At 71.5% G+C, this 24,657-nt stretch carries 22 protein-coding genes and 1 tRNA gene; 10 read left to right on the forward strand and 13 right to left on the reverse strand.

The genetic code is table 11. The features are described 5' to 3' along the window. Positions 1–97: 97 nt before the first annotated feature. Together NP777_RS23340 and NP777_RS23345 are read right to left on the reverse strand one after the other, a co-directional pair. The gene (locus NP777_RS23340; protein WP_256652119.1) at positions 98–1,741 is read right to left on the reverse strand and encodes an AMP-binding protein; all 1,644 of its coding nucleotides are present in this window, start codon (positions 1,739–1,741) and stop codon (positions 98–100) included. A gap of 243 nt (positions 1,742–1,984) precedes the next feature. Beyond that, on the reverse strand, positions 1,985–3,250 hold the full coding sequence (locus NP777_RS23345; RefSeq protein ID WP_256652120.1) for a M6 family metalloprotease domain-containing protein: 1,266 nt from the start codon (positions 3,248–3,250) through the stop codon (positions 1,985–1,987). 321 nt (positions 3,251–3,571) lie between these two features. On the opposite strand from NP777_RS23345, the gene NP777_RS23350 reads away from it, so the two are divergent. Beyond that, complete coding sequence (locus NP777_RS23350) at positions 3,572–5,650, forward strand: putative bifunctional diguanylate cyclase/phosphodiesterase (RefSeq protein ID WP_391858559.1); 2,079 nt, start codon at positions 3,572–3,574, stop codon at positions 5,648–5,650. A gap of 2 nt (positions 5,651–5,652) precedes the next feature. On the opposite strand, the gene NP777_RS23355 is transcribed toward NP777_RS23350, so the two are convergent. The 6 genes from NP777_RS23355 to NP777_RS23380 all read right to left on the reverse strand — a co-directional run bounded on the left by NP777_RS23355 (position 5,653) and on the right by NP777_RS23380 (position 13,592). Further along, the gene (locus NP777_RS23355) at positions 5,653–6,780 is read right to left on the reverse strand and encodes an LLM class flavin-dependent oxidoreductase (protein WP_256652122.1); all 1,128 of its coding nucleotides are present in this window, start codon (positions 6,778–6,780) and stop codon (positions 5,653–5,655) included. A 274-nt stretch (positions 6,781–7,054) separates the two neighbouring features. Continuing rightward, positions 7,055–8,929, reverse strand: a complete 1,875-nt coding sequence (locus tag NP777_RS23360) for a phospholipase C (RefSeq protein WP_256652123.1) — start codon at positions 8,927–8,929, stop codon at positions 7,055–7,057. Positions 8,930–9,086: 157 nt separating this feature from the next. Then, positions 9,087–10,307 (reverse strand): iron uptake transporter deferrochelatase/peroxidase subunit, encoded by a 1,221-nt coding sequence (efeB, locus tag NP777_RS23365; RefSeq protein ID WP_256652124.1) that lies wholly within the window; start codon positions 10,305–10,307, stop codon positions 9,087–9,089. Next, complete coding sequence (locus NP777_RS23370; protein ID WP_256652125.1) at positions 10,304–11,551, reverse strand: EfeM/EfeO family lipoprotein; 1,248 nt, start codon at positions 11,549–11,551, stop codon at positions 10,304–10,306. The genes efeB and NP777_RS23370 overlap by 4 nt, the downstream gene beginning before the upstream one ends. 139 nt (positions 11,552–11,690) lie before the next feature. Then, entirely contained in the window at positions 11,691–12,446 is a 756-nt protein-coding gene (locus tag NP777_RS23375) for a maleate cis-trans isomerase family protein (protein ID WP_256652126.1), read from the reverse strand. Positions 12,447–12,608: 162 nt separating this feature from the next. Next, the gene (locus NP777_RS23380) at positions 12,609–13,592 is read right to left on the reverse strand and encodes a maleate cis-trans isomerase family protein (protein WP_256652127.1); all 984 of its coding nucleotides are present in this window, start codon (positions 13,590–13,592) and stop codon (positions 12,609–12,611) included. 206 nt (positions 13,593–13,798) lie between these two features. Here NP777_RS23380 and NP777_RS23385 point away from each other — a divergent pair, with 206 nt between their 5' ends. Together NP777_RS23385 and NP777_RS23390 are read left to right on the forward strand one after the other, a co-directional pair. Beyond that, on the forward strand, positions 13,799–14,746 hold the full coding sequence (locus NP777_RS23385) for a D-2-hydroxyacid dehydrogenase (protein ID WP_256652128.1): 948 nt from the start codon (positions 13,799–13,801) through the stop codon (positions 14,744–14,746). A 25-nt stretch (positions 14,747–14,771) separates the two neighbouring features. Continuing rightward, the gene (locus NP777_RS23390; protein WP_256652129.1) at positions 14,772–16,187 is read left to right on the forward strand and encodes an amidase; all 1,416 of its coding nucleotides are present in this window, start codon (positions 14,772–14,774) and stop codon (positions 16,185–16,187) included. Positions 16,188–16,280: 93 nt separating this feature from the next. Here the strand turns inward: NP777_RS23390 and NP777_RS23395 are convergent, their stop codons facing one another. After that, positions 16,281–16,790: a DUF3830 family protein gene (locus NP777_RS23395; RefSeq protein WP_256652130.1), complete on the reverse strand. Its 510-nt coding sequence runs from the start codon at positions 16,788–16,790 to the stop codon at positions 16,281–16,283. 120 nt (positions 16,791–16,910) lie between these two features. Between NP777_RS23395 and ehuB the strand changes: the two genes are divergently transcribed. From ehuB to NP777_RS23425, 6 genes are all read left to right on the forward strand, one after another. Next, positions 16,911–17,834, forward strand: a complete 924-nt coding sequence (gene ehuB, locus NP777_RS23400) for an ectoine/hydroxyectoine ABC transporter substrate-binding protein EhuB (protein ID WP_391858558.1) — start codon at positions 16,911–16,913, stop codon at positions 17,832–17,834. Further along, on the forward strand, positions 17,831–18,583 hold the full coding sequence (gene ehuC, locus NP777_RS23405; protein ID WP_256652132.1) for an ectoine/hydroxyectoine ABC transporter permease subunit EhuC: 753 nt from the start codon (positions 17,831–17,833) through the stop codon (positions 18,581–18,583). The genes ehuB and ehuC overlap by 4 nt, the downstream gene beginning before the upstream one ends. Then, positions 18,580–19,230 (forward strand): ectoine/hydroxyectoine ABC transporter permease subunit EhuD, encoded by a 651-nt coding sequence (gene ehuD / locus NP777_RS23410; RefSeq protein WP_256652133.1) that lies wholly within the window; start codon positions 18,580–18,582, stop codon positions 19,228–19,230. Before ehuC ends, ehuD begins: the two co-directional genes overlap by 4 nt. Positions 19,231–19,252: 22 nt before the next feature. Then, positions 19,253–20,023: an ectoine/hydroxyectoine ABC transporter ATP-binding protein EhuA gene (ehuA, locus tag NP777_RS23415; protein WP_256652151.1), complete on the forward strand. Its 771-nt coding sequence runs from the start codon at positions 19,253–19,255 to the stop codon at positions 20,021–20,023. Positions 20,024–20,236: 213 nt separating this feature from the next. Continuing rightward, entirely contained in the window at positions 20,237–20,998 is a 762-nt protein-coding gene (locus NP777_RS23420; RefSeq protein WP_256652134.1) for an IclR family transcriptional regulator, read from the forward strand. Between the two features lie 82 nt (positions 20,999–21,080). Then, a tRNA-Lys gene (locus tag NP777_RS23425) sits at positions 21,081–21,154 on the forward strand. Positions 21,155–21,202: 48 nt separating this feature from the next. Here the strand turns inward: NP777_RS23425 and NP777_RS23430 are convergent. The 3 genes from NP777_RS23430 to NP777_RS23440 form a co-directional block, all read right to left on the reverse strand. Beyond that, entirely contained in the window at positions 21,203–21,421 is a 219-nt protein-coding gene (locus NP777_RS23430) for a DUF2277 domain-containing protein (protein ID WP_256652135.1), read from the reverse strand. 75 nt (positions 21,422–21,496) lie between these two features. Continuing rightward, a complete protein-coding gene (locus NP777_RS23435; protein ID WP_256652136.1) occupies positions 21,497–22,351 on the reverse strand; it encodes an alpha/beta fold hydrolase in 855 nt (284 codons plus the stop codon). A gap of 23 nt (positions 22,352–22,374) precedes the next feature. After that, positions 22,375–23,253 carry a 4'-phosphopantetheinyl transferase family protein gene (locus NP777_RS23440; protein WP_256652137.1) on the reverse strand — a complete coding sequence of 293 codons (879 nt, stop codon included), beginning with the start codon at positions 23,251–23,253 and terminating at the stop codon, positions 22,375–22,377. Positions 23,254–23,531: 278 nt separating this feature from the next. Between NP777_RS23440 and NP777_RS23445 the strand changes: the two genes are divergently transcribed. After that, positions 23,532–24,443 carry an alpha/beta hydrolase gene (locus NP777_RS23445; protein ID WP_256652138.1) on the forward strand — a complete coding sequence of 304 codons (912 nt, stop codon included), beginning with the start codon at positions 23,532–23,534 and terminating at the stop codon, positions 24,441–24,443. Positions 24,444–24,509: 66 nt separating this feature from the next. Here the strand turns inward: NP777_RS23445 and NP777_RS23450 are convergent. Then, positions 24,510–24,657: acetyl-CoA carboxylase biotin carboxyl carrier protein subunit (locus tag NP777_RS23450; protein ID WP_256652152.1), on the reverse strand; the 148-nt coding region annotated here is incomplete at its 5' end.

Raw genomic sequence — 24,657 nt, forward strand, 5'->3', positions numbered from 1 at the left:
TTATTCCCCCACCCTCTCGGTCATTCCATCGATTCGCGGGGAAATACGCCCGTCGAACGTCCATCCCGTTGCGTGAACGCGACCGCGCGCCCCCTTTTCACGCCGCACCACCCCGGCAGGGCTCACCGGCCCCCGGTCCGAACTCGGCGTGCAGCGCCCGCACTTCACCCCGCAGATAGCGCTCGCGCAGCAGGGCGCGCCGGATTTTGACGGTTCCCGCCCCGCGCACGGTGCCGGGGCGCACCAGCAACAGCGCGCCGGTCTCGACCCCGAACTCCTCGGCGATCAGGGCGCGGATCCGGGCCGCCAGCCGGGGCAGCCCGGTGCGCGCCCCGCCCGCCGTACGGACGACTTCCTGGACGACCACCAGCGCGCCCGCACCGGGCCCGGCGCAGAACACCCGGGCCGACCCCAGCGCCTTCGCGCAGCCCAGCAGTTCGCGCTCCACGTCCTGGGGATGCAGGGTGTGCCCGTCCACCAGGAGGGCGTCACGGACCCGTCCGGTCATCCGGAGCCGGCCGTTGACCGTAAGGCCGAGATCGCCGGTGCGCAGAAAGCCGCCGGGGCCCTCCGCGACCCGGGCGGCGAACAGCAGCGCGGTGTCCGGCGGACCGCCCCAGTGGCCGGTGGCGACGGCCGGGCCACGCACCCAGATCTCCCCGGGCGCCCCGTCCGGAAGCCGGCGCCCGGTCAGCGGGTCCACGACGGCGAAGTCCGCGCCCGGCACCGGTGCCCGCCCCGTGGCCAGCGGCACCGGCGCCCCCTCGGCCGGGACGTACCCGGCCACCAGGGTGCCCGGACGCAGGCCCAGCGGGGCGCAGCGGTGGGGGAAGGCGGCCATGGTCCCGGTGGAGACGGGCTCCCCGGCGTTCAGCGCGGTCCGCCAGCGGGAGAGGTCGAGCCCGGCCGGCGGCTCGTCGCCGAGGAGGGCGGCGCAGCGGGCGTGGAGGATGTCGGGCGCGAGGGTTTCGGTGATGCCGTGGCGGCTGATGGCGCGCAGCCAGCCGAGCGGATCGGTGCGGAACGGCTCCGCCGGAAGGGTCACGGCGGTGGCGCCCAGCCATAACGGGTGCAGCACCTGCCCGATCAGCCCCGGGGTGTGGCGGCGGGGCAGCCAGCCGCCGATCCGGGAGCGGCGGTCGGTGCCGAGCGTCCGCCGCAGCCCGGCCATGGCCGCCGTAAGGTTGCCATGCGTCAGCAGGGCGCCGCGGGGGGCGGTGGCGGGCCCGGAGTCGTAGGCGAGCAGCGCGAGGCTGTCGGCGGTGGTGCGGAGGGGTTGCCGGGATGCGTCGGCGCCCGCGTCGGGGCGGAGCCCGTCGACGGCGAGGCAGGTCAGCCCGGCGCGGCCGATTCGGGAGAGCCGGCGGGAGGTCTCGGTGGCGTGGGCGGTCTCGGTGAGGACGAGGCCCACTGCGGCGTCCCGGACGATCGCGGCGGTGCGCTCGGCATCGGTCCGGGAGGCGGACGGCGCGGGCACGGGCACCGCGACGGCCCCCGCGTACAGACAGCCGAGCAGCGCCACCGCGGCGCACGGACCGGGGTCCATGGCGAGCAGTACCCGGCGGCCGACGGCGTCCCGGGCGCACAGCCAGGCGGCCACGGCGTCGGCGCGGGCGTCGAGCGCTGCGTAGGGCACCCGGCGTTCGGTGCCATCGGCGGCGGGGTGGGCGAGCGCCGTGCCGTCGGGGCACCGGAGGGCCCGTTCCTTCAGGGCCTCGGCCAGATTCGCGTGTCGCGGCATTCTCAACTCCCGGGCGCCCGACGTCGAAAAGGGGCCCACAGTCTCGAAGCGCCACCTCGAAGCCGACTTGATCAACGGTTAGGGGCGCGCCGCGGTACTCGGCGGGGGGCCGTAGGCGGCCCGACCTGCTTCATCGTCGGGCGTCCGGCAGCGGCCGGCGGGGCCATCGCGGCCCCGTCATCAGCCGTCATCAGCCGCCATCAGCCGTCGTCAGCCACCATCAGCCGTCGGCAGCATCCGTCATCAGCGCGCCCGGCGGTTGACCCGGACGGTCCAGCCCCCGTCGGCGGCGCGGCCCGCCACCGTGATCCGGACGGAGTCCTCCTTGATCGACATGGTGTCCCCGACGCCGAGCGGGGCGTCGGCGAGTTCGGGGTAGACCGACTCGTTCCAGCAGGCGGAGGTGGCGGGGTGGCCGTCCAGCACCTGGACGGGGCCGTCGCCCGACGCCTTGTCGTTGCGCACGCGGTAGACCAGCACGCCCTCGGTGCAGGTGCCCGCGTCGTTGCCGCGGCCGCCGCGCGCCTCGATGGCCAGCGCGGTGCTGGGCCCGGTACGGATCACGACCAGCCGGGTGCGGGTGTCGGCGCCGGACCGGCCGCGCACCATGGGGGCGGAGAGGGGCTGGAGGGTGTAGCGGCGCGGTCCGGTGGCGCGGTCGCAGGCCACCTGGCGCGCACCGAGCCAGCCGAGCTTCCACTTGTGCCAGCCGAACGGCTCGGGTGCCATGCCGAACTGGCTTCCCATCAGGTCCCAGTCGCCGACGTAGGTGTCCCATTCGGCGTTGCCGTCGGTGTCCTTCGGCCGGTGGTAGAGGTCGGGCAGGTCGAAGACATGGCCGGTCTCATGGGCCAGCACATTGCGGTCCGGCGGATGGTGCTCGAAAACGGTGACCAGACGGCGCAGATCGACACCGTCCGCGCGCAGTGGCCTTTCGAAGTTGACCACTTTCGTCGCGTCGGCGTCCACACCGGGGGCGTCGGGGTCGGCGACCAGATAGACGAGGTCGTAGCGGGCGAAGTCGAGGTGCGGATCGGCGGCCGTGATGGCGTCGCGCAGATAGGCCGCGCGGCGCTGGGCGTTCCAGTCGCGCTGTATGGCGTACGCGGTGGAGCGCTGGGGCATGGTGATCCAGCGCCGCAGCGGATGCACCCGCAAGCCGAACTTCCCGTAGGAGGCCCGTTTGAAGAAATCGGGGGTCGCGGGGATGTGGTCGGCGGCCAGCTGGGCGGGGGTCACCCGGGGCCGGGCGTCCGGGAAGGACAGGAAGACCATCGCCGCGTCCAGGCGGCGGACCGGGCGCGGATAGCGGGAGTTCCAGGTGTCCACGCCCTCCGAGTGGTGGGCGTCGGTGCGTTCCAGGTCACAGGGGCCGCCGGGGCCGGCCGCGACGGCTGGGCCCGCCACCACGGTGGTCGCGATGAGGGCGCTCAGCGAGGTGAGCAGGGCTCCGGTCCGACGCAGCCGAGGCTGCCGGTGCACCCCCTCGGGTACGTGAGGACGCACCATGTCGACCTCCCCGGCGTAGTCGGAACACCCACTCCACGCTGAGGTGAATTGGCGGGGTACGCCCTGTTGGGCTGGGCTGGTCGAGTGAAGAGGCCGCTATCCGGGTACGTAACAGACGGTCACAATCGGTCAGAGCGACTGTTGGCCCGCGCAGAGTCGAACAGATACGACCAAACACATTGTCAAGGCGGCGGTGAGCGCGATGACATCGATGGAACGCCCGAAGCACGAGCCCCTATGATCGGCACATTTCCAGCGGGGAATCCCCCTTCAGGCAGGCATTTACGGTCGGCCCGGCACCCGGTGTGAGACATGCACAAGATGTGTACGAACAACCTGGAAACAACAAACGCCACGCGGGAGCGAGCGGTGAGCGGAACCCCCGACGGGCAGGGACGCGCCCCGGGCGCGACGCTGCCGACGATCACAGAGCGTGAGGCCATGCCGAGCGTCCTTCCGGTCGCGGAGGACCCCGGCGCACCCCGTCCGGCCCCCGGCGCGCCGTCGGTCCTGGGCACGCCCCCGGGCCCCGGTACGCCCCCGGGCGCGGGGCACTCAACAGGGCACCCAACGGGGCATACCACCGGGTCCACGGCGGGGCATACCGCCGGACCCACCACCGGGCATACCACCGGTCCCACGGCCGGGCATACCACCGGTCCCACGGCCGGGCATACCACCGGTCCCACGGCCGGGCACGCGACCGGTCCCGCGCCCGGCGACTACCGCGCCGCGTTCAATGTGGCGCGCCTCGCCATGGCCGTCGTCGACCGCGAGGGCAGGGTGCTCGACGCCAACCCCGCGCTCGGCGCCCTGCTCGGCACCGATCCGGCCCTGCTGATCACCCGCAGCGCGGCGGACCTGGCCGATCTGCGCGAGGATCCGCGCACCTGGCGGGAGTACCGGGACGTGCTCGGCGGCCGTGCCGCGCGGCTGCGCCGCACCCGGCGGCTGCGGCGCGCCGACGGCCATGCCCTGTGGGCCGAGATCACCGTGGAGCCGGCGCCGGACAGCTGCAGTCTGCTGCTGTCGATGGCCGACATCAGCGACCAGCGGGATCTCCAGGGGCGGCTGCGCCATCTGCAGATGCACGATCCGGTGACCCGGCTGCCCAACCGCAGCCTCTTCTTCGAGCGGATGACCCGGGCGCTGGAGGCGGCCACCTACGACCACGGGGGCACCGGCCGGATCGGGCTGTGCTATCTCGACCTGGACGGCTTCAAGGCGGTCAACGACACCCTCGGCCACCGGGTCGGTGACCGGCTGCTCGGCGCGGTCGCCCAGCGGCTCACCGACTGCGCGGCGCCCGGCGGCCATCTGGTGGCGCGGCTCGGCGGGGACGAGTTCGCCCTGCTGGTCCGCAACTCCACCGGCACCGAGCAGCTGTGCGACCTCGCCCGGACGGTGCTGGCCGCCCTGCAGGAACCGTTCGACGTGGGCGGACAGCGGCTCTCGGTGTCGGCGAGCATCGGCGTGGTGGAGCGGCCCGCGGCCGGCACCCACACCACCTGGCTGATGCAGGCCGCGGACACCACGCTGTACTGGGCGAAGGAGGACGGCAAGGCGCGCTGGACCCTCTTCGACCCGGAGCGCAACGCCCATCGGATGACCCGGCAGGCGCTGTCCAGCACACTGCGCCCGGCGGTCGAGCGGGACGAGTTCGTGCTCGACTACCAGCCGCTCGTGGGGCTGGGCGACGGGGTGGTCCGGGGGGTGGAGGCGCTGGTGCGCTGGGACCATCCGCAGTTCGGGCGGCTGTCGCCGAACCGGTTCATCCCGCTGGCCGAGGAGAACGGCGCGATCGTGCCGCTGGGCCGGTGGGTGCTGCGCACCGCCTGCCGCCAGGCCCGTGCCTGGCAGCTGGCCGAACCGCCGCATCCGCTGGTGGTCAGCGTGAATGTGGCGGTCCGCCAGGTGTGGGACTCCGATCTGGTGGCCGATGTCGGCGCGATCCTGGCCGAGACCGGGCTGCCGCCCCATCTGCTCCAGCTGGAGCTGACCGAGTCGGCGGTGATGGGGTCCACCGGGCGGCCGCTGCAGGCGCTGCAGGCGCTCAGCGACATGGGGGTGGCCATCGCGATCGACGACTTCGGCACCGGCTACTCCAACCTCGCCTATCTCAGCCGGCTGCCGGTCTCCACGCTCAAGCTGGACGGCTCGTTCGTCCAGGGGTTCCGGGCGGAGGAGCATCCGAATCCGGCCGACGAGACCATCGTCGAGGCGCTGGTACAGCTCGCGCACCGGCTGGGCCTCACGGTGACGGCCGAATGTGTGGAGAGCGCCGAGCAGGCGGAGCGGCTGAGGCGGATCGGCTGCGATACGGGACAGGGGTGGTTCTACTCCCGTCCGGTGCCGCCGGACCGCATCCAGGCGATGATCACCTGCTCGGCGCCGGGTTAGCGCTACGCCTCCGTCTGCGCCGTCGGCAGATCGTAGACGTCGGCGATCAGCTCGTACGAGCGCAGACGGGCGTCCCGGCCGTGGGCATTGGCTGTGATCTTGACCTCGTCCGCCCCGGTGCGCTTGATCAGCCCGTCGAGCCCCTCGCGGACCTGGTCCGGGCTGCCGTACTCGACATTGGCCAGCCAGCTGTTGATGAAGTCGCGCTCGATCTCGTTGAACTCGTACCCCTCGGCCTCCTCGGGCGTCGGCACCAGGCCGGGGCGTCCGGTGCGCAGCCGGATCATGGCCAGGGCGCCGGTGAGCACCTGACGGTGGGCCTCCTTCTCGTCCTCGGCGGCGAAGGCCGAGACGCCGATCGAGGCGTACGGCTCGTCCAGCACGGCGGACGGCCGGAAGGTCTCGCGGTAGAGGTCGAGCGCGGGGACGGTGTTGGCCGCGGAGAAGTGGTGGGCGAAGGAGAACGGCAGGCCGAGCATCCCGGCGAGCCGGGCGCTGAACCCGCTGGAGCCCAGCAGCCAGATCGAGGGCCGGCCGGCCGACTGGACCCCGCCGGGCACGGTGCCCTGCACCGGCCCCGGCACCGCGTGGATACGTGCGTAGCGGTGGCCGTCCGGGAAGTCGTCGTCGAGGAAGCGGGTCAGCTCGGCGAGCTGCTGGGGGAAGTCGTCGGCGCCCTCACGCAGCCGGTCGGTGCGGCGCAGCGCGGCGGCCGTGGCCCCGTCGGTGCCGGGGGCGCGGCCGAGGCCGAGGTCCACCCGGCCGGGGGCTAGCGCCTCCAGGGTGCCGAACTGCTCGGCGATGACCAGCGGGGCGTGGTTGGGGAGCATCACCCCGCCGGAGCCCAGCCGGATCCGCTCGGTGTGCGCGGCGAGATGCGCGAGGATGACCGCCGGGGAGGAGCTGGCGACCCCGGGCATGGAGTGGTGCTCGGCGACCCAGAAGCGCTGGAAGCCCCGGCGCTCGGCGAGCCGGGCGAGTTCGGTGGTGGTGCGCAGCGCCTCGGCGGCCGTCACCCCGCTGCCTACGGTCGCGAGGTCCAGCACCGACAGGGGCACCGGTGCGCTGCCGAGGGGCCGGGCCCGGATGGGGTCGCGCTGGTCGTCTCGCCGGTCCTGCTCATCGGCCACGGTGGCCCGCCTCCCTGGTCGCACTGCGGTGCGCGTATGTCGTGTGCGTGTGCGGCGCCGCGCCGCCACGCCTCTACGTCTACCGGCGACCTTCAACCGGAGAAAGACTCCGCTTTATTCCCGGCCCTTGTTTCCCGGCCCCGCGGGCCCTCCGGAAGACGGCCGGGGCCGGGGACCATCCGGCCCCGGAAAACGGCCGGGTCCGCCGCCACCTGGGGAGGAGGTGTGGCGGCGGACCCGACGGCGGTGTGCCGTGCGCTCGCGCGGAACGGGCCTAGCCCGCGGTCCGCGCGGTGCGACGGCGGTGGAGGGCCAGCGCCGTACCGGCGCCGCCGAGCACCAGCGCACCCGCCGTGAGGCCGATGGGCAGGGCGGCGGAGATGCCCTTGTCGTCGGCGAGACGCCGGGTGGTGAGGGCGTCGGCGGCCGCGGCGTTCACGATCGGGGCGTGGGCGGCCAGGGCGGAGGTCGTGTAGTGACCGGCCTTGTGCACCGACGCGACCGAGCCGTCGGGCTTCAGCAGCACCTGGGTGTTGTTGGGGTGACGGAAGTCGAAGAGCCCGGAGAGGGTGTTCGCCCGGCGGTCGAAGGAGGCGTCACCGATCCGGCCGGTGTGCCAGTTGTCCTCGATGAAGCGGGTGATCGAGGTCTGCTCGGTCTGGGTGTGGTCGACCTTGTTGGACTTGCTGAACGGGGAGATCACCAGCAGCGGCTGCCGGGGGCCGGGGCCACAGCGGTCCTGGTAGCCGCCCGCGGGCTTCGGAGCGGACTGGCAGGCGGGGCTGTCGGTGGCCTTGCCGTTGGAGCCCGTGGTCTTGTCGGTCGACCCGTTGAGCGGCTTGGCGTAGGCGTGGTCGTACCAGCCGTCGCTGTCGTCGTACGCGACGACGATCGCGGTGTCCTTCCACTGCGGCGACTTCTGGATCGCGTTGATCTGCTCGACCAGGAAGTGCTGCTCGTCGACCGGGTCGGAGTAGGCGGCGTGGCCGTCCTGGTACTCGGCGGCCTTCAGGAAGCTGACGGACGGCAGATGGCCCGTCTTGAGCGCCGCGTCGAAGTCGGTGAGGTCGTAGTTGTGGTTGGCCCGGCCGCTGTGGCCGATCTCCTGGACGTTCTTCGGCGGGAGGTGATGCGGGTTCGCCGTGGACTTGTAGTACTGGAACGGCGCGTGGTGCGGGCTGTAGTCCACCGAGGCGGCGCCGCCGACGTTCTTGTGGGTGGTGCCGGAGCACTTGGCGTAGTGGTCCTGCGCACCGTCCCAGGCGGTGCTGGGCCGGAAGCCGCCCTGGAACCAGCCCCAGCTCACATCCTTGGCGTTGAGCAGATCGCCGATGTTCCGGCCCTTCAGCTGGGCCAGGGCGTTGCCGCTGGTGTGGTCCTTGTTGGAGCAGTCGTCGAAGGCCGGGTCCGGGTCGTTGATCACCGTGCCGACGCCCTTGGCGTCCGGCGAGGCCACCGTGTACGCGTCCGGCTTGTCGGTCTGCTTCGGGTCCTCGGTGGAGGACTTGGGGTCGGTGGAGATCACGCCATGGGTCTGGCCCGAGATCAGCTCCAGCGCTCCGGGGGTGGAGGGGCCGTAGGCCGAGCTGAAGGAACGGTCGCTCATCGCGTAGTGCTGGGCGTAGTTCCACAGGCCGGTGACGGTGTTTCCGTCGTAGTAGTCCATCACCAGACCGGGCTCGCCGAACAGCCCGGTGCACTTGCTGACCTCGGTGTTCTCCACGAACTTATCGGCCTTGCCGCCATTGGCGGCGTACTGCTCGGGGCCGTAGGAGTGGTTCTGGTCACAGGTCATGGCCTGGTCGCTGCGCAGCCGCTTGGGCTTGTACAGATTGGGGTTCTTCTCCAGCAGCCCGGCGTGCGCCAGGGTGTCGATGTCCTTGGGGGTGTCCTTGGCCGGCGTGAACTTGGTGCCGTCCGTGTTCGCCGCCTTGGGATAGGTGCCGAAGTAGTGGTCGAACGAGATGTTCTCGTCGAAGATCACCACCACATGCTTCACCGGGGTCGCGGTGTGGCCGCCCTGCGCGGGCGCGGCCCATGCGGGGGCCACCCCGCCCACGGTCGCCAGGGCCGCGGCGCCGGCCAGGGCACCCCAACGCGCGACCCGGCCACGCCGTCGGCCGCCTTCGGATCCTGCCGTGCCGCCCATGTCATGCCTCCACATGATTCGCGTTTCACGCCTGCGCCTGATCCTGTGCCGCGGGCAGGACTCTCCGATGGAATCCATGGAGACGGCCGAGTGAATAGAGGGTCAGAAGAATCCAAGGAACTCTTGAGATGTTCTTGACCGGATGGTGGGGCGACGATCAGGTCAGAAGGGTTCGTCCCAGCCAGTCGGAACGGTCTCTCGCCCCGGGGAGCGCGAAGAAATAGCCGCCGCCGAAGGGGGTGATGTAGTCCACCAGCGGCTCCCCCGCCAGCCGCTTCTGCACGGTCTCGAACTGGCGCTCGAGGTCCTGCTGGTAGCAGCAGAACAGCAGCCCCATGTCCAAGTTGCCATTGCCGTCCATGCCCCGGTCGTAGTTGTAGGCACGGCGGAGGATGCGCTGGTCCTCGGTCCGGGCGGTGCGCGGATTGGCCATCCGTATATGGCTGTCCAGCGGAATGATGTCGCCCTTGGGGTCCTGTGCGAAGCGCGGGGTGTCGAACTCGTGCTGACCGTCCAGCGGGGCGCCGGAGTCCCGGCTGCGGCCGAACATGCGCTCCTGCTCGCTGATCGACACCCGGTCCCAGAACTCCACCAGCATCCGGATCAGCCGGATCACCTGATAGCTGCCGCCGGTCGCCCAGGCGGGCTCCCCGGAGTGGGCGCCCACCCACACCAGACGGTCCATCGTCCGGGCGTCCCCGGTGTCCGGGTTGGCGGTGCCGTCCTTGAACCCCAGGTGGTTGCGCGGGGTGCCGGACGGGCGCGGCGGGCTGACGAAGCCGTCGATACGCCAGCGGATCTGCAGCGCGCCCCGGGTGTGGCGGGCGATGTCGCGCAGCGCGTGGAGCACCGTGTCCGTGCTGTCGGCGCACAGTTGGAGGCTCAGATCGCCATGGCACCAGTCGGGGTCGAGATCGTCGTCGGGGAAGGAGCGCATCGCGTGCAGCCGCCGGGGCTTGCGGTCCCGCAGTCCGTAGCGCTCGTCGAAGAGCGAGGCGCCCACGCCGACGGTCGCGGTCAGCTGGTCGGCGGCCACCTGGGGGCCCAGGGTGCCGGAGTCCGCGGGCGGCGCGGTGATCCCGACCGGATCGGGGGTGCCTCCGGTGGTGAGGAAGCGGCACCGCTCGGTGAGCGTACGGAAGGCGTCGGCCAGCTCCTTGCGCCCCTCGGCCGTGGTGTCGAAGGCGATGAACGCGGTGGCCCGCTGGGGCGGGGTGAGGATGCCGGCCTGATGGGTGCCGTGGAAGGGGACGCGGGTGGGCATCTTCCCCGGCCCGGCCTCCTTCGCCGCCGCCGTACCCGCGGCCGTGCCCGCCACCGCGCCGACCGTGCCCGCGGCGGCGCCCAGCAGAAAGCCCCTGCGCAGCACCTCGCTCACCGAGTCCTCCGCACATCCATCAGGGCCGCCACCTGGGCCAGCCGCTCCACCAGCGCGCCCGTGTCCGCGTTGAGCCGCTGGCGCCCGGATCGGCTCAGCCGGTCCAACGAGGTCCAGCGGTCGCCGTGGTGCGAGCGCTCCAGGGTCCGCTGGGTGCGGTCCAGGTCGCTCTTCAGCTCGGGCAGCCAGGGGGCACGGGGCTTCAGCAGCGGCTCCAGCCGGCGCAGCACGGCCCGGGTACCGTCCAGGTTGGCCCGCGCGGTGGCCAGGTTGGTGCCGCTGCCGTAGTCGGTGCGGCCGGTCAGCTCGAACTGCACGGTGTTCTCCATGATCTCGTGCGCCCGCAGGCCCAGGTCGGCCGGGTCCATCCGCTCCTGCGGCCAACCGTCCCGCAGGTCTCGGACGTCCTTGACGAGCCGGTCGGCGACCGGGCGCAGGGCGCTCGCGGACTGACGGTGCCACAGGCCGTACTCCAGGCGGTGGAATCCGGTGAAGTCCGGGTCATGGACCCCGTCGGACAGCCCCGCCGTGGTGCCGTTGATCGCCCCGTCGGCGTCGCCGAAGGCGCCATAGGCGGCGCCCATCCGCTCGTACACCAGATGGGCGGGCAGCCAGGCCGCACGGGCCGTGGCCAGGTCACCGCGGTGGATGGCCGAGCGCAGCGCGTCCGTGCGCAGCACCAGCTCGTCCATCCGGCCCGCCACCCACTTCTGGTAGGCGATGGTGGGCGGGATCAGATCCTGCTGGCCGACCGGGATCGCGGCCGGTCCACCACCCCGCGCCGGTCCGGGCACGGTGACGGTGGGCCCGGTGACCGCGTCCGCGTCCTCGGGCAGGCAGACGAAGGCGTAGGAGCCCCCGCCGAGCGTGACGCTCAGCGGTCTGCTGGTGCCGGGGCCCAGGCCCTCCACCTCTCCGTAGACGGCGCCGTTCGCCGGATTGGTGAGATAGACCTCGGCCGATCTGCTGGAGGTGTTCCGCAGCTCGAAGACCTGCTTGCCACGGATGGCATCGGTCCAGCCACGGCCACAGCCGCCCTCGGACACCTCGACGGAGGTGTGCCGCAGCCCGTCCGGTGCCTTCGTGGGCGCGCCTCCGCTCGCGGAGGGGCGCGCAGGAGAGCCGTCCGAGGAGCCTCCGCCGACCGCCAGCGCGCCGATTCCGACGGCCGTGGCCACCGTCACCGCACCGGCGACCAGCAGATGACGTGCCGGCGGGACCGGGGAGAGATGTTGGCGACGCACGGCTGCATGCTAGGCGCAGTCCGATAAGCGGAATGCCCTGATGGCGAAAGAGCGCCATGGAATTCCACCGGGGTTCAGCTCCCCGTCACCGGATCCTCGGGCCCTTCGGCGCGCCCGTCCGCGGCCGCGCCACCCGCCGCTATCCGCCGCTCCGGGCGAAGAGCGTGCCCAGCCGGTCATGGACCGGATCGCGGCCCAGCAGCCGCAGCCCCTCCCAGACCGTGACCTGGTTGGCCGTGAGCACCGGCTTGCCCAGCTCCGCCTCCAGATCCGGAATCCAGGCGGCGGTGTGCAGGGCGGTGTCCGGCAGGAGCACCGCCTGGGCCTCGGGGTGGTCCCCGGCGCGGGCCAGCTCCAGCACTTCCTCCCGGCCCCAGGTGCCGACCTCCGCGGCCGTGATGATCCCGCTGCCGCGCATCGAGACCACCTCGGCGCCGGCCGCCTTCAAAAATGCCCGGAAGTAGTCGGCGACGTCCTCCGGATAGGTGGCGGCGATGGCCACCCGGTCGGCGCCGAGCGCCTGCACCGCGTGGGCGAAGGCGAAGGAGGTGCTGGAGGCGGGCAGCCCGGCCGTCTCGCCCAGCTCGCGCACCTGTTCCTTGGCGCCCTCCCAGCCGAAGACGAAGCTGGCGCTGGTGCACGCCCAGACCACGGCACGGGCGCCGCGCTCGGCGAGCTCGGCGACCCCGGCCGCGAGGCGGGCCGCCGACCCCATCTCCAGCAGGGCGTCCACCCGGTGGGCGTCCTCACCGATGTCGGTATGGACCAGTGGAAGCCGGATGTCGCCGCTGTCGCCGCCGAGCATGCCTTCCAGGCGCGGGTATTCGTCCTCGGCGGAGTATCCGGGGTAGAGAAAGCCCACCGTGTCCGGGGCCGGGTGCGTCGAGTCCACCATGACTGCCTCCTTGACTTGCGGCCCCCGCGAGCGCCGCCGCTGCACTGCTGTCACTTCTCCTACACCGCGGACGCCCGGCGGGTTCCCACCCGCCGGGCACACCGGGCCCTCGGCTCACCCCGCGGCCGCACCGCCGGAGTCGTCGAGGTAGAGGCCCCCGCCTCACCCCGCGGCCGGGCCTCCCGAATCGTCGAGATAGGGGCCCTCGCCGAGGCCGGTGCCGAAGCCCGGGTCGAGCCCGTCGGCCGGGTCGCCGTCCGTACCCGGCGAGGCCGCCCCGGCCAGCGCCGCCTCCGTCTCGTCCACCACGGACTCGACCGCCTCCACGACCCCGAGCATCGACTCGACGACCGGGTCCGTCACCGGGAGCGGGCCGCTCGGCGACACCGACATCCCCGCCGGACCGGACCGGGCGGCCGGGTCGAGCAGCGCCTGGTACGGCCCGACGGCCTGGGCGCCGATCGCCCGCAGCGCCGCCCACATGGTGACCTGGTTCGCGGACAGCACGGGCATCCGCAGCTCCGCCTCCAGCTGCGGGATCACGTCGTAGGTCGGCAGATTGGTGCAGCTGATGAAGAGCGCGTCGGTGGCCCCGACCACCGCCTGCCGGGCCATGTCGACCACATCGCGGTACGGCACCTTCCAGATGTGCCGGGTCAGTCCGAGGTACGCCCGGCCGGTGACGGTCATCCCGCCCTCGGCCAGATACTCCTCCAGCGAGTCGGTGACGGACTGGGTGTACGGCGTCACCACCGCGATCCGCCGGGCGCCGATCTCCCGCAGGGCCTCCAGCAGCGCGCCCGAGGTGGTCAGCGACGGGATCTCACCCGCCTGGGACATGGCCGCGCACATCGCGCGCTCCCCGGCGACCCCGCCGACGAAGCTGCCCGAGGTGCACGCGTACGCCACCACTTCCGGTGCGACGGCCGCCAGCGCCTGCACCGCGTCGTGCAGGGTCTCGTGCTCACTGACGAGCCGCGCCAGGTCGAGGCTCACCTCGACGGGTACGAACGGGGTACGGGTGAGGTGGAGGGATACCTCGTCCGGCACCCAGCGCCACAGCTCACGGTCGAGTGCGAAGTCGAACGGTGCCACCACACCCACGCCGCGCTGCGGCTGTGGGCCACCCAGAAAAGAGACGTCCAAAGCGAGCCCCAATACGGAACGGAGGGACTGGACCATTGGCCAGAGATTTGGATGGAGAGAGCCGGCCTGTTGCCGGGACGCCGGGACAGATGCCGTTGTTGACGACGGTAGTTTCCGCTGCCTAGCGTGGTCAATCCTCAAACTGAGGCGCCTGCCCGCTCCTTCTTCAGGCAAACCCACCCACGTTTCGAAACGGTTTCCCGCCTATGTCCGAAAGCACAGTTGTCGTCTTCGGCGACCAGCCGCCGGTCCACCTGGACCGGGTGGCCGGCCGGGCCAAGGTGCTCGTCTGTGACGAGAATTCGCTGCCCCAGGCGCTCCCCACCGCGGATGTGCTCCTGGTCTGGGACTTCACCTCCGACGCGGTCCGCGGCGCCTGGCCCGGCGAGGGCCCCCGGCCGGCGTGGGTCCATACGGCGAGCGCGGGGGTGGACCGGCTGCTCTGCCCCGAACTCGTCGCGTCCGACACGGTACTGACCAATGCTCGAGGGGTCTTCGAGCAGCCGATCGCGGAGTATGTGGCCGGTCTGGTGGTCGCCATGGCCAAGGACTTCCACGGAAGCTGGGAGCTGCAGCGGCAGCGACGCTGGCAGCACCGCGAGACGATGCGGCTGGCCGGAACGCGCGCCGTGGTCGTGGGCGCGGGTCCCATCGGCCGGGCGATCGGCTCCACCCTGGCCGCGCTCGGCGTGGTGGTCGAGCTGGTGGGCCGCACCGCCCGGCAGGGCGTGCGCGGCGGTGACGAGCTGCCCGAGCTGCTTCCGTCGGCCGACTGGGTGGTGAGCGCGGCGCCGCTCACCGACGCCAACCGCGGCATGTTCGACCGCGCCGTCTTCGACCGGATGAAGCCCTCCGCCCGGTTCATCAACATCGGCCGCGGCCCCTTGGTCGTCGAGAAGGACCTTACGGCGGCCCTGGTCGCCCGGCGGATCGCCGGGGCGGCCCTGGACGTCTTCGAACACGAGCCGCTGGCCTCGGACGATCCCCTGTGGGACGTCCCCGGGCTGTTCGTCTCGCCCCATATGAGCGGCGACACGGTCGGGTGGCGCGACCACCTGGCCGACCAGTTCCAGGACAACTACGAGCGCTGGTGCGCGGGCGAACCACTGCTCAACATCGTCGACAAACGCCTCGGGTACGTACCGGTGGACTGACCGCAGGACCTGAACGGAGAGCCGGATGACCGACATTCACGACCTGACAGCCGTTCAACTCGTCGAGCGCTATGCCTCCGGCGAGCTCTCCCCCGTCGAGGCGACCCGTGCCGTCCTCCACCGGATCGAGCAGATTCAGCCGGAGGTGAACGCCTTCACCCGGGTGGACGCCGAGGACGCGCTGCGGCAGGCCGAGGAGTCCGCCGAGCGGTGGCGGCGCGGGGCCCCGGTGGGCCTGGTGGACGGCGTCCCGGTGTCGGTGAAGGACATCCTGCTGCAGCGCGGCGCCCCCACCCTGCGCGGTTCGCGGACCGTACGGCCCGAGGGCAAGGCGTGGGACGAGGACGCGCCCTCGGTGGCGCGGCTGCGCGAGCACGGCGCGGTGTTCGTGGGGAAGACCACGACCCCGGAGTTCGGCTGGAAGGGCGTCACCGACAGCCCGGTCCACGGGGTCACGGGCAATCCGTACGACCCCCAGCGGACCGCGGGCGGCTCCAGTGGCGGCAGCGCGGCCGCGGTCGCGCTGGGCGCGGGTCCGCTGAGCCTGGGGACGGACGGCGGGGGCTCGGTCCGTATCCCGGCGGCCTTCTGCGGCATCTTCGCGCTGAAACCCACCTATGGGAGGGTTCCGCTCTATCCGGCGAGCGCGTTCGGCACCCTGGCCCATGTGGGGCCGATGACCCGGGACGCGGCGGACGCGGCGCTGCTGATGGACGTGATCTCCGGCCCGGACTGGCGCGACTGGTCCCAGCTGGGCCCCGCCGAGAGCGGCTTCCGGGAGGCGCTCGTACCCGGCGGGGGCGGGGTGGACGGCCTGCGGGTCGCCTACAGCCCCACGCTCGGCGGCGCGGCCGTGGTCGACCCGGAGGTGGCCGCGGCGGTGCGGCGGGCGGTGGACCTGCTGGCGGAGCTGGGCGCGGTGGTCGAGGAGATCGACCCCGGGTTCGAGGATCCGGTGGAGGCGTTCCACACCCTGTGGTTCAGCGGCGCGGCCCGGGTGGTGCAGCCACTGGGGCAGGAGGACTGGGAGCTGCTGGACCCGGGGCTGCGCGAGATCTGCGCCCAGGGGGCGTCGTACAGCGCGCTGGACTATCTGGCGGCCGTGGATGTGCGGATGGCCCTCGGCCACGCCATGGGACGGTTCCACTCCGCGTACGACCTGCTGGTCACCCCCGCGCTGCCGATCACCGCGTTCGAGGCGGGGGTGGAGGTGCCCAAGGGTTCGGAGCACACCCGGTGGACCGGCTGGACGCCGTTCACCTATCCGTTCAACCTGACCCAGCAGCCCGCGGCCTCGGTGCCGTGCGGCCTCAGCGGCGCGGGCCTGCCGATCGGGGTGCAACTGGTGGGTGCGCGCCACGCGGACGCGCTCGTGCTGCGCGCGGCGCACGCGCTGTTCGAGGCGGGGCTGGCGGACGGGGTGCGCCCGCCGACGGCGTAAGGCCCATCGCCCACGGCCCGGGGCGACTCCGCCCCGGGCCCCGGGCTTGCGCTACGCCGGGCACACGCCGAGGGCCCGTGCCCGGCCCACGCGCTACGCCCGGCGGAAGTTCAGCGTCTCCCCCAGCGCCCCGGCGCGCCACAGGTCCTGGCAGGCGTCGGCCATGCGGTCGAGGCCGTCCACGATCGTGCCCCAGACGATCCCGGGCACCCAGCCCGCGTCGCCGTTGATCAGCAGGTTGTTCCGCTCGTAGAAGAGCGCCAGGTCGATCACCTGCCGCCGCCCCTGGTGCTTGGCCTCGGTCTCGTATCCGTACGACTTGGTCCCGAGCTGGGTGTCCGTGAAGGTGAAGTAGCACAGGTCCCCGGGGATCGGGGTGATCGTCGGGTTCTCGAGGGGCGGCTCCTCCGGCGCGAAGGGTGGCAGCAGCGCGTAGATCTCATTGCGTGCGTACTTCGCGTGATACACATCACCCCCGAGCGGCAGCGCGTTCCACACCGCGTCGCAGGTGATCGGCGCGAGATCGTCAAGGAGCTTGGCCGTGCAGCTCACCCCGCGCTTGTCGAGCGAGACCTCGATGAACCGGTCGGCTCGGTCAACCATCGACTTTCCTCCAGGTCGCTTCGGAACCAGTCCTGTCCCAGGGGACTACCCAGACATCGGCTGTATCAAGGGCCGGAAACGGCCTGCATACATTTGGCGGAGTCGGGTAGCCGCGCGCCCATGGCTCCACCACGTGGGAAAGACACCGATAGCAGAGAAATAGCCAAAATGGGCCCAAGCCGCCGAGCTCTTCTCGCGGGCGGCGCGGCCCTGGGTCTGCTGGGCGCGGCCGGCTGCAGCCGGGTGTCCGGCTCGGACGCCGAGGACGGGGGCAATCTGCTGGAGCGGCTGCGGTCGCAAGGGACGGTCCGACTGGGAATTGCGGGGGAGATCCCATTCGGCTACATCGACGAGAACGGCGAGTTCACCGGCGAGGCACCGGAGATCGCCAAGGTCATCTTCAAACGGCTGGGCGTGCCCAAGGTCCAGCCGGTGCCGACCGAGTTCGGCTCGCTCATCCCCGGCCTCCGCTCACAGCAGTTCGACGTGGTCTCGGCGGGGATGTACATCAACCCCGAGCGCTGCGCCCAGGTGATCTTCTCCGACCCCGACTACCGCATGCGTGACGCGTTCATCGTGCGCAAGGGGAACCCCAAAAACCTGCACAATTACGAAGACATCTTTAAAAAGAAGGCCAAAATGGCCACCGGCACCGCCTACGCCGAGATCGGCTATGCGGAGGACGCCGGGATCAAGCAGAGCGACATGCTGATCCTCCCCGACCAGCTGGCCGGGCTGCTGGCCGTGGAGCAGGGCCGGGCGGATGTCTTCGCGGGCACGACCGTGACCGTGCACAACGTGGTGAAGCAGCGGAACAGCCGGCTGGCCGAGGCCACCGAGCCGTTCCAGCCGTATGTCGACGGCAAACCGGACATCGGCGCCGGCGGCTTCGCCTTCCGCCCCGAGGAGACCAAGCTCCGGGACGCCTTCAACGTGGAGCTGCACAAGATGAAGAAGAGCGGCGAGCTGCTGCGAATCGTGCGGCCCTTCGGCTTCACCAAGGAAGAGATGACCGATCTGACCGCCAAGGAGCTGTGCTCATGACGGCCGGGCTGTGGGAAAACTGGCTTCTTCCGGGCGTCTGGATCACCATCCAGCTGACCCTGTACAGCGCGGTCTTCGCGGCCGTCGTGGCGTTCGGCATCGGGATCGCGCGCACCTCCCGGCTGTGGATCGTCCGCTTTCTGACCGGCTTCTATGTGGAGGTCTTCCGCGGCACCTCGGCCCTGGTGCTGATGTTCTGGCTGTTCTTCGTGATGCCACTGGCGTTCGAGTTCCAACTGGTGCCGATGTGGGCCGCGGTGCTGGCGCTCGGCCTCACCTACGGGGCGTACGGCTCGGAGATCGTGCGTGGCGCGCTCGCCGCGGTGGCCCCGGCGCAGCGTGAGGCGGCCATCGCGCTCAGCTTCACGCCCGCGCAGCGGATGCGCCGGGTGATCCTGCCGCAGGCGATCCCGGAGATGATCCCGCCCTTCAACAATCTGCTGATCGAGCTGTTGAAGGCGACCGCCCTGGTCTCCGCGGTGAGCGTCGCCGACATCACCTTCGCCGCCCAGCTCTCGCGGCTGGCGACCGGTGACAGCCTGGAGATCTACGCGATCATCCTGGTCCTCTACTTCGTGCTGGCCTTCGTCCTCACCCGGCTGATGCGGCTGCTGGAGCGGCGCGCCAAGGCGGGCATCGGCCAGGCCCCCGTGAAGTCCGGCAAGGGCCCGCTGATCACCCGGAAGCTGTCCTCGCGCCAGGAGGCCGAGCAGTCGTCCAACATCATCACGGCGGGAGGTGCCCAGTGAGCTGGAACTGGGATGTGGCGAAGGACTTCCTCCCCGAGCTGGGCAACGGGCTGCTGATCACCCTGGAGGCGACCGCCCTGGGTTCGATCCTGGCGTTCGCGCTCGGCCTGGTGTGGGCGATGGCCTTCCGCTCGCCGACCCGCTTCATACGCTGGCCGGTGGCGGCGGTCGTGGAGTTCATCCGCAACACGCCGCTGCTGGTGCAGCTGTTCTTCTTCTACTACGTGCTGCCGACCTGGGACATCAAGTTCTCGGCACTCACCACCGGGGTGATCGCGCTCGGTCTGCACTACTCGACGTACACCGCCGAGGTCTACCGGGCCGGGATCGACGGTGTGCCCAAGGGCCAGTGGGAGGCGGCGACCGCGCTCAGCCTCTCCCGCGGCCGTACCTGGACCGCGGTGATCCTGCCGCAGGCCATTCGCCGGGTGGTGCCCGCACTGGGCAACTACGTCATCGCGATGCTGAAGGACTCCCCGATGCTCGCGCTGATCGGCGTCGTCGACATGCTGCAGAAGGCACGCGCGGAGGGCGCGTCGTCCTTCCAGTACATCGAGCCCTACACGATGGTCGGCATCGCCTTCATCGTCATCGCCTATCCGGCTTCCCTTCTGATGCGAGCCCTGGAGCGTCGTCTTGGCCACTGAAACCGACCACACGAACCCTGCCGTGGACGGCAGTGAACTGATCCGCTTCGACCAGGTGACCAAGCGCTTCGGCAGCAATACGGTCCTGGACAACCTCGACTTCTCGGTCTCCTCCGGCAAGCACGTCACCCTGATCGGCCCCTCGGGCTCGGGCAAGACCACGATCCTTCGGCTGCTGATGACGCTGATCAAGCCGGACGAGGGCACGATCAAGGTCGACGGCGACTATCTGACCCATGAGGACCGGGCCGGCAAGCTGGTCCCGGCGGGTGAGAAGCACACCAGAGAGGTGCGCAAGAAGATCGGAATGGTCTTCCAGCAGTTCAACCTCTTCCCCAATATGCGGGTGCTGCGGAACATCACCGAGGCCCCGGTGCATGTGCTGGGCCTCAGCAAGGACGAGGCCGAGACCCGCGCCCGGGAGCTGCTCGACCTGGTCGGGCTCGGCGACAAGTGCGACGCGTACCCGACACAGCTGTCCGGCGGGCAGCAGCAGCGGGTGGCGATCGCCCGGGCGCTGGCGATGCGGCCGCAGGTGATGCTGCTGGACGAGGTGACGTCGGCGCTGGACCCGGAGCTGGTGGCCGGAGTGCTGGATGTGCTGCGTGACATCGCTCACACAACGGACATCACCATGCTCTGTGTCACCCATGAGATGAACTTCGCGCGGGACATCTCCGACGATGTGCTGATGTTCGACTCGGGCCGGGTGATCGAGTCCGGGCCGCCGGAGAAGATCTTCACCGAGCCGGAACACGAGCGGACGAGGGAGTTTCTGAGCGCGGTGCTCTGACCTCTCGGCCGGATCGCCCGGCTCCCGCCGGGCCCGGTCCGGCGCTGCCCCCGCGACCCTCCCGCGGGGGCACGCCATTGTCATATGCCGAGCACATACGCCCCTGCTGACCGGGGCCGATGGGCCTCGGCAATATCCTCAACAGCCGATCCGGATAAGGCCCTTGGCGGTTATCGTGATACAAAGCCACGCCAACCTGCGAGGGGGGAAATCGTGGCGCTCAGGCCCGAGCCGACCGCGCCGTTCCACTCGGTGCAGCACGCCCTCCGCATCCTGGAGGTCGTCGCCAAACACTCGTCCGGCGTCAGCGACATCATGCTCGCCAGGGAGACCCGGCTGCCGGCCCACCAGCTCGCCGATCTGCTGCGGATGCTGCGCCGCGAGGGCTATGTGGAGCAGATCGCCGACGGCGCCTACGTCGGTGGCAGCGCCCTGACCCTGCTGGGCTCCGCCGCCCCCGAGCGCGGCCACGCCGTCCGGGACAAGCTCCAGCAGTCCCTCATCGCCCTGCGCGACTCGGTGGGCGCGGCGGTCTACCTCAGCCGCTATGTGGACGGCGAAATCAAGATCACGCAGTATGCGGACGGGCCGCGTACGCCCAAGGTCAACGAGTGGGTGGACTTCCGCTCCGCCGCCCACGCCATGGCGCTCGGCAAATGCCTGCTCACCCAGCTCGACCACGACAGCCGCCGCGACCACCTCGCCCGCCACAGGACGGTGCGGCTCACCTCCCGGACCACCACCAGCGAGAAGGTGCTGTTCCGCAAGCTGGACAGCCAGCCCGCCACCGTGCCCGTCCTCGACCTACAGGAATACGCGGTCGGCACGGTCTGTGCGGCGGTCCCGATCAGCGCCGGGCGCTCGGTGGGCTGCCTGGCCCTCTCCCTCCCCCTGACCCATGCCCACCGCCTCCGCCAGGCCGCCGACACCCTCAACCGCGAGGCGGCCCCGATGCTGCTCTCCCTCTCCATCTGAGCCGCGTGGGCCCCGGCCTTGCCCCGGAGAGCGGTGGTCAAAACCACCCCTCCGGACCAGGTAGTATTTATGTCGTCAGCAGGCGCCGCTAGCTCAGTTGGTTAGAGCAGCTGACTCTTAATCAGCGGGTCCGGGGTTCGAGTCCCTGGCGGCGCACAACTGATCAAGCGAATGGCCCGGGTGCTCTCGACAGCCCCGGGCCATTCAGCGTGCCGCCCCGCCGCGCACCTCGATCGAGTCCAGCAGCTCCCCCGTGGCGGCGGCGATGGCCTCGACGGCCTTGTCGAACGCCTCCGCGTTATGGGCGGCCGGCTGACGGAAGCCGGAGATCTTGCGGACGTACTGAAGGGCCGCGGCGCGCATATCGGCCTCGGTGACGGACTCGGCGTACGGCGGGCGGAGTGTCTTGATGGATCTGCACATACTGACGACGGTACGCCGGGGGTACGACAGTCCCTGGGCCGTGGCGGCAGCCCGCCGCAGGCGATGGGGACGTGCCTAGGCCGTCTCGGGGCCGTCCAGGACGAAGGCTCGGATCAGGTCGGACAGGGGGCCCGGCTGGTCCTGGGGGATCAGGGTGTAACTGTCGGGGATCTCCACCAGGCTGCCGCGGGGCAGCAGACCGGCCAGGCGGAGACCGTGCTCGGGCGGCATGACGCGGTCCTCGGATGCCCAGGCCACCAGGGCGGGGCGGTCGAAGGTGCGCAGGGCATCGGCCCAGTGGAGCAGCTCGGTCACCGGTGGCACGCCCAGGACGTACTTCCGGAGGTCGCGGCGGACCTCCGGGGAAGTCCACAGCGGCTGGAACCAGGCGTCCATCACCTCGCGGTCGACCGGGTGCTTGGTCATCCAGCCCCAGGTGATCGGCAGTCGGCGCAGGGGCGCGAGCTTCAGCAGTTTGAAGGCGACGTTGAGTCCGCCCGGCAGCTTCGCGGCCAGCCCCAGATTCCTGCCGGGCAGTCCGGGCGGGTAGTTCTCGAACGCCTCGCAGGAGGTGATCACCAGTCGGCCGATCCGCTGGTCGCGGCCGTCGGCGACCAGCGCCTGGGCGCCGCCCCAGTCGTTCATCGCCAGCGTGACATCCGTAAGGTCGAGCCGGTCCAGGAACTCGGCGACCAGCCGGGCCACCCCGAGCACCGACAGATCCGCGTCGGGCAGCATCGGGCGGCGGTGCCCGCCCAGGGGGAGGGTGGGGACGACACAGCGGATGTCGGGGGCCAGCGCGGCGACCACCTCGCGCCACAGGGAGCCGTCCATGGCGACTCCGTGCAGCAGGACCGCGACGGGGCCGTCGCCTCCCGTGTCCTCGTACTCGATGGTGCCTGCCGAGAGTTCCACCTCGAGATGCGGCATGGCGCCGACTGTACTCGGAGTAGTCACCCCAGGGGCAGACCGGCCAGCGTCACCGACGGGCGCGCCGCGCCACCGGACGCGGCCTCGTCCCGTACGGCCGCTTCCCTTACGGTCTCGTCCTTTACGGCGGCGTCCCGTACGCCCTCGTCCCTTACGGCCACCGCCGCGTGGTACCCGGGCGGGGCGTCCAGGTCGGCGAAGGCCCAGCCGCGGGGGCCGGGCGGGGCGCCGACCGGGGCCAGGCCCTCGGCGAGCCCTACGTGGTGGGCGCCGATCCCGCCCGGCAGCCCGGTGCCGATGCCCTTGAGGTACGCCTCCTTACGGACCCAGCAGCCCAGGAACGCCTCCTCCCGCAGCTCCTCCGGAAGCGCGTCGATCGCCGCCCGCTCCTCGGGGTGCAACTGCCCGACCAGCCCCGTCAGCCGGGCCCCGGTGCGCCCGGGGTCCCGCTCCTCGACATCGGCGCCGACGGGCGCCGAGGCGACGGCGCACAGGGCCGCGTCGCCGGAGTGGGAGAGAGAGAAGTGCAGCGCGTCCCCGCCCGCGAGGGCCGGGCGGCCGTGCGGCTTGTCGCAGTCCGGCATGCCGCAGGTCTCCCGGGTGAACGCGACCTCGGCCGGGTCGATGCCGAGATAGCCGCCGAGCAGCGTCCGCAGCCCCACATGGGAGGTCACATAGCGCTCGCGCGCCACGTCCGACCGCAGCCGCGCCGCCCGCTCGCGCTCCCGCTCGTCCAGCATGCTCTCCGCGACGGCGGCGGCAGCGGCGGCGTACGGCGGGATCCGCAGCAGCCATACGGCCACCTCGCCGGGGCCGGGGCGGTCCCCGGGGCCGGGCAGGGCGCGGACCGGGGCCCATCGCCGGGGCTCGGATGCGGGCTGAACCGGGCTGGTGAAGGACACTGTTCGGCTTCCCCCCGTGCTATCGGCCGATGACGCGCTCGCTGTGGACGTACTGACGGTACAGCGGCGCCCGCGGCGCGCCGTAGGTACCCCGGTGCCGGAACGCGCCACCACGACCGCTTCACCCGCCCCCAACGCCCTTGCCGCAAGGCCGCGTTGCCCATCGCCCACACCCGGTGACTTAGGCCACGTTCACGGTCCGGCCGACGCGGGCACCTGCCCGTCCGCACTACGATCGCGCACGTCCGGGCACGATCGGTGATGGGGGTTTGACGACCATGGCGACGGGATTCCTGGCCAAGGCGGCCTCGGCGGTGACCCTCCCGGTGGCACCGCTGTACGGCGCCTTCCTCTCGTACATGATCTTCCACCCGCCCCGCAGACCGCATCACAAGGCCCCGGCCGACCTCGGGCTGACCAGCACCGACGTCAACGTTCCGCTGAACGGGCAGCAGGGCCGCGGGCTGCATGTCTGGCTCATCCCGGGCGACGCCGAGCGGGTCGTGGTGCTCGGACACGGCCTGGGGCTCAGCAAGTCCGCGAGCCTGGCGCACGCACGGCTGCTCAGCGAGGCGGGCTACACGGTCGCCATGTTCGACCACCGCAACCACGGTAAGAGCGTCGCGGACCGGGCGGGCTGGGGCATGAGCGACCGTCACACCGACGACGTGGTCGCCGTGGTGCGGCACATGCGGTCGATGGACGAGTACGCCGCGGCGCGCATCGCGATCTACGGCTTCTCGATCTCGACCTTCCCCTCCTTCTACATGCTCAAGAGGGAGGACTGCCCGGTCGACGCGGTGGTCTTCGACAGCGGCCCGGCGCTGGAGCTGGCCCCGCTGTTCCGGAACTTCGTCGCGGCCGGCGGGGTGCCCATCCCCGGCCCGCTGGGCGCCGGCCCCTCCCGCCCGGTCGTGGAGTCGGTCGCCTCGTCGGCGGCCGTGGCGATGCTGCGGGTGCAGTGGCCGCCGCCGCCCGGAGGCGCGTACGAGCGCACCCCGATGCTCTTCCTGGCCGGTGAGCGCGACACCATGATCCCCGCCTCGGGGGTACGGGCGCTGGCCGAGCGCTATCCGCTGGCCGAGGTGCACACCCTGCCGGACACCGAGCACCTTCAGGGGATCAAGACCCAGCCGGAGACATACGCGGAGACCGTCCTGGGCTTCCTGGAGCGGACGCTCAAGGACTGACCCTTACGGTGGACACGGCCCGGCCGGGCCGGGCCGTGTCCACCGTAAGGACGCCATGGCGGCGGGTCAGTCCTTGAGTTCGCAGATCACCGCGCCCGCGCTGACCGAGGCGCCGACGTTCGCGTTCAGGCCCTTGACGGTGCCCGCGCGGTGGGCGTTGAGGGGCTGTTCCATCTTCATGGCCTCCAGGACCACGATGAGGTCGCCTTCGGCC

Origin of the sequence: Streptomyces rugosispiralis (assembly GCF_024505145.1) — a bacterium.
GTDB lineage: Bacteria > Actinomycetota > Actinomycetes > Streptomycetales > Streptomycetaceae > Streptomyces > Streptomyces rugosispiralis.